At 23.7% G+C, this 3,051-nt stretch carries 3 protein-coding genes; all 3 read left to right on the forward strand.

Annotated features, from left to right (window positions below; translation table 11 throughout):
* Positions 1-129 precede the first annotated feature (129 nt).
* Positions 130-1,278, forward strand: coding sequence for a helix-turn-helix domain-containing protein (locus EZH24_RS09415; RefSeq protein WP_137998901.1), 1,149 nt, complete (start codon positions 130-132; stop codon positions 1,276-1,278).
* Between the two features lie 157 nt (positions 1,279-1,435).
* Complete coding sequence (locus EZH24_RS14140; protein WP_161976132.1) at positions 1,436-1,594, forward strand: hypothetical protein; 159 nt, start codon at positions 1,436-1,438, stop codon at positions 1,592-1,594.
* Positions 1,595-1,623: 29 nt separating this feature from the next.
* Positions 1,624-3,051: hypothetical protein (locus EZH24_RS09420; protein ID WP_137998902.1), on the forward strand; the 1,428-nt coding region annotated here is incomplete at its 3' end.

The following is a 3,051-nucleotide window of genomic DNA, read 5'->3' on the forward strand; positions in this document are numbered from 1 at the left end:
ACAATGATAACACAAGATTAAAATTAAAGAAAAAATCGGAAAATAGATTAATAGAAAAAGGAATAATAAATGAACCTATTATTTCTAAAAATAATATAAAAGATAATAAAGAAAATAAAGAAGTAGAAAATGAATAAAATAAATTTTAATAGATTACAAAATGCAAGAATATATAGAGGATTTACTATAGCCGAATTATCGAAAGAATTAGGTATATCTAAACAAGCGTTTTCTAAATACGAAACAAGCGATAATGTGCCGTTAGAAAAAGTATTTCAAATAGCTAAAATATTAAATTTCCCTACAGAATATTTTTTTCAATCTGAAGATAAATATAATTTGGAAGTTAAGTCAACATATTTTAGGTCGTTATTAACTACAAAGAAAAAATGTAGGGAGGAGCAAATAGCAAAAATGAAATGTTTATCAATCATACATTATATATTTAACGAATATGTAGAATTCCCAAATTTAAATATTCCAGATGATTTACCTTTTGATATAACTCCTGAAGAAGCTGCTAATGAATTAAGAAAACATTGGAATTTAGGAAATAAGCCTATTAATAATATAATTCAAATAGCCGAAGAAAATGGAATTATCGTTACTAAATTTGAAACTAATACTGATAATATAGATGCATTTAGCACATTGATTAATTTAGAAAATAAAGGTTTATATTTAGTGGCGTTAAATAAAAATACAACTTCCGCTTGCAGAATACATTTTGATGTTGCTCATGAATTGGGGCATATGTTATTAGACGAATATAATGAAGATATTGAGGCATTAGATAGAGAGGAATTTAAAAATAGAGAAAAAATAGCGAATAGATTTGCTGCATCTTTTTTATTGCCTAAAGACGAATTTATTAAAGATGTTTCTTTGTATCCGTCTAATTTAGATTACTATGAAGAATTAAAAAAGAAATGGAAAGTATCTATAGCCGCTATGATATATAGAGCGAGAGAATTAAATATAATATCTCAATATCAATATCAATCTTTATTTAAAAAAATGAACTATAGAGGTATGATAAAAAAAGAACCGCTGGACGATATGTTAAAGACTTCAGAACCGTCCTTATTAAATGAAGCTATAGATATATTATTAGATAATCAAGTATTTACTAAACGAGAATTATTAGACGAATTTAAAGAACATGGATTTTTTATTGGTAGGGAAAATATGGAGAGTTTACTTAACTTACCAGATAATAAACTACTTCCAGAAGATGAAAATAATAGAAAAAAGATAGTTTCACTAAAAAATAAATAAAGATAATAAATTATAATTATTACTTAATTTTATATTATTTATACTCTTTAGTTTGTATTGCTTCGCTACCGCTCGCTCACTCGGCGACTGCCCGCTTTAGCGTGTGCGCCTCACGGCGATGACGGTTTAAAATTATTCCGAAGTCGATAAAAAGACATTGAAAAAAATTGAGAGTTTGGTTGATGAAATTTTGAAAATTAAAAGTAAAAATTTAAATGAGGATGTTTCTATGATTGAGGGAGAGATTGATAGGATTGTTTATAAATTGTATGGTTTGAGTGAAGAGGAAATTAGGATAATTGAGGGGAAAGATTAAAATTAATTATTTGGAGGAAATATAATATTATGGATAATAAATACATTTGTTATATATACAATTTATTATCAGAAAATGAAAAAATATTTCTCTTTGGATTTATAATAAAATGCGATGAATTCATAGTTAATAACGGAAGTAATTTTTTTAAAATAGATTTAAAAGAATACTATCCAGACGAAAAATATAAAATAGAATTATCATATTCTATTTTAAATGAAAATGAATTTACCGATTTTTATAACAAATCTATAAATGAAGAAATTTTTTCATATGACCTACTCAAGCTAAATGGAAACGATATAAATGTAAAATATATATCTGAAATTAGCTTAAATAAAATAGATAATAACTATTCAATAATAAGTTTGCATAAATTTAAAAATTTATGGATTCAAGAATATAATTTTGGAGATTTAGATATTAGCTGTATTATTAATATAATGCAAGAATATGCATCGCCATTCTTTGATAAAAATTCTATTCCATTAGGATATTTTTACATAATGAAAGATAATATAATATTTTATAAACCGCCAGCTGAAGTAAATTTTAGTATTGAAGATACAAATATAAATATAAAATTTGATAATAATTTTATTGGTTATAAAGCTAAATTAATTCTTGAGTCCGCTACTAGAGAAATTATTTTTAACGGAATAATGGATATAGACGATATAGAAAAAAATATTATAGTTTCTGTTCCGCCAAGCGCTCATACTTTAGAAATTTTTTATAAAGATGGTAATATGATATATAGAGAAACTATTCATAGGATAATGGAAATAGGATTTAATCTAAATATAATAGGAAAACAAATTAGTATTAACGACCTTTTAAGCAAAAAAAATAAAAATCTTTCCGCTCTACCATCGCACAACGCTGATATTCCTTTAAAAATTAATGCTTTTGATAGAAGCAATAATTTAAAATTAAAGAATTTATATAGACATTATAGAAATATTTTTGATAGAAATATAAATAAAACTAATGATATAAAAAATGGAAATTTATACAATGAAGAAAGTTATTGGTTTGAAAATGTAGGTAGTAAAGAATGTATTGATAAAATAATAGAGTTAGTAAAAGAATCCGATGAAGCTATTTTTATAGACCCCTTCTTTGAAGTAAATAAGAAACCACAAAATGATACCGATATGAAAGGAATTCAAAATTTATTTCTATTATTAAACAGGCTTTCTGGCAATATAACGATTATTTCAAAATCAGAAAACAAAGATTATTTAATATCTCAAATAAAAAATATATCAAATTTATTTTCATTAAATAATTTAAATATTAAATTAAGAATTATTAACGATAACAATTTAAAATTACATGATAGATATTTATTAATCAAAAAACAAAATATTTTAAAATTATATTCTATGACAAATAGTTTAAACTCGGCTATAAAAGATTATCCGCTTGGTATTTTCTATATTGATATAAATAAA

The organism is Brachyspira catarrhinii (assembly GCF_005518285.1).
In the GTDB taxonomy this organism is placed as follows: Bacteria; Spirochaetota; Brachyspiria; order Brachyspirales; family Brachyspiraceae; genus Brachyspira; species Brachyspira catarrhinii.